We start from the raw sequence: 1,421 nt of genomic DNA on the forward strand, positions 1-1,421 counted from the left end.
TTTGAGCGAATTTTACTTTTGCGATCGCGTAGCGTGACCTACAGTCAATCCCGTAGCGTGACCTACAGTCAATCCCGTAGCGTGACCTACAGTCAATCCCGTAGCGTGACCTACAGTCAATCCCTTAGCGTGACCATAGGTCAATCGCCTTTGGCGGGCTCTTCGAGCCATCCCATAACGTAAGCCATCAGCCATCAGCCATCAGCCATCAGCTAGCAGGCGCTTTAACTGCACGGGGTCGGATCAGTAAAACGAGCAGGGATTTTCAACCAGCCGTACCAGCACCCCCGATGCTTGTTTACTACCAACCGTTGATTAGCATGATAGGTGACAGCTGACAGCTGACAACTGACGGCACCTCAAGCAGCGTGGGCGTAGCGCATATGCTTACCACATAACCTTTGTCGCCCAGGGGAGTCTCAATCTGCTAGATTAAATTGCCACAAACCATACCAATTTCTCACTGCCAACCATACTGTAGACAGCAATCCCGCCAGGCTCAAAGTCAGACCACTGTAAGCCTCTGTGACCTCACCGACTATAAACTAATCAATCGCCATATACCTAATAGGGATGCGTGTAGGAATTGTGATAATTTTTGTTCCCTGTTCCCAGATCCGCTGTTCCCAGATCCGCTGTTTCCTGTTCCCAGATCCGCTGTTCCCAGATCCGCTGTTCCCTGTTTCCACGGCTAACTATTGATACCTGACGGCTTATATTCACTTTTTTTACTTATCGACTTGTAGAGATCATCAAGCCTTTTCTTTACCTCTGGAGGTTGGGATGTAAAACGGATATAAAACCCTAGATTTTCTGTTTCAAGTGACGTCACTTTAGCATAGATGTCATCACTATATTCGGCTTGGGATTGATTTAATATATTTAGGCTTATATTACTGAGCTCTACTGGTAAATCCTCTCTTCGTCTCTCATAGGAACGCACTTTCGCTCCCTTAGCTGAAAGCTGAATTAAACTTCCGAGAAAAAGATTTTTGCCGATATGCTTTCCTTCCAAAACTTTATAGGTGAGTGGAATGGCTTTAGGAAGGTAAAAAAACTCTTCATCGTCTTTAGGTATAAATAGATTGTAATTATCACCAATACCCACAACTTGATAGATAGTAATTGGCTGTTTAACCCCTTTTGGTTGTACCTGTTTGTACCCGTGAATCATCCCGATTGACTTAACCTGTTCAAAGGTAGATTCTGAAATCATAATTTGACCACCTATGGTATAGGATTCAATGCGATAGGTTAAGTTTACTTGGCTACCTACTACACTGTAATCGGTGCGTTTTTCCGAGCCAATATTGCCCACCACAACATCACCTGTGTTGATACCAATACCCATTTCTAGAGGTGGATAGCCCCAGGCATGCATCGTTTCGTTGACAGGAACCATTGCCAATTGCATCGCCACA

2 protein-coding genes are annotated in these 1,421 nt (G+C 44.9%); both read right to left on the minus strand.

All coding sequences use genetic code 11. The annotated features are described in order from the left end of the window. Positions 1-12: 12 nt before the first annotated feature. Positions 13-195: a hypothetical protein gene (locus F6K49_RS49005; protein WP_293109982.1), complete on the minus strand. Its 183-nt coding sequence runs from the start codon at positions 193-195 to the stop codon at positions 13-15. A gap of 496 nt (positions 196-691) precedes the next feature. Then, a partial coding sequence (locus tag F6K49_RS49010; RefSeq protein WP_293109984.1) for an adenylate/guanylate cyclase domain-containing protein occupies positions 692-1,421 on the minus strand: 730 nt, incomplete at its 5' end.

It is taken from the genome of Moorena sp. SIO3I6, from assembly GCF_010672095.1.

Bases quoted from the DNA above. Each gene is read 5' to 3' on its own strand.
- F6K49_RS49005 (WP_293109982.1), bottom strand. From the start codon at position 195: ATGGCTGATGGCTTACGTTATGGGATGGCTCGAAGAGCCCGCCAAAGG.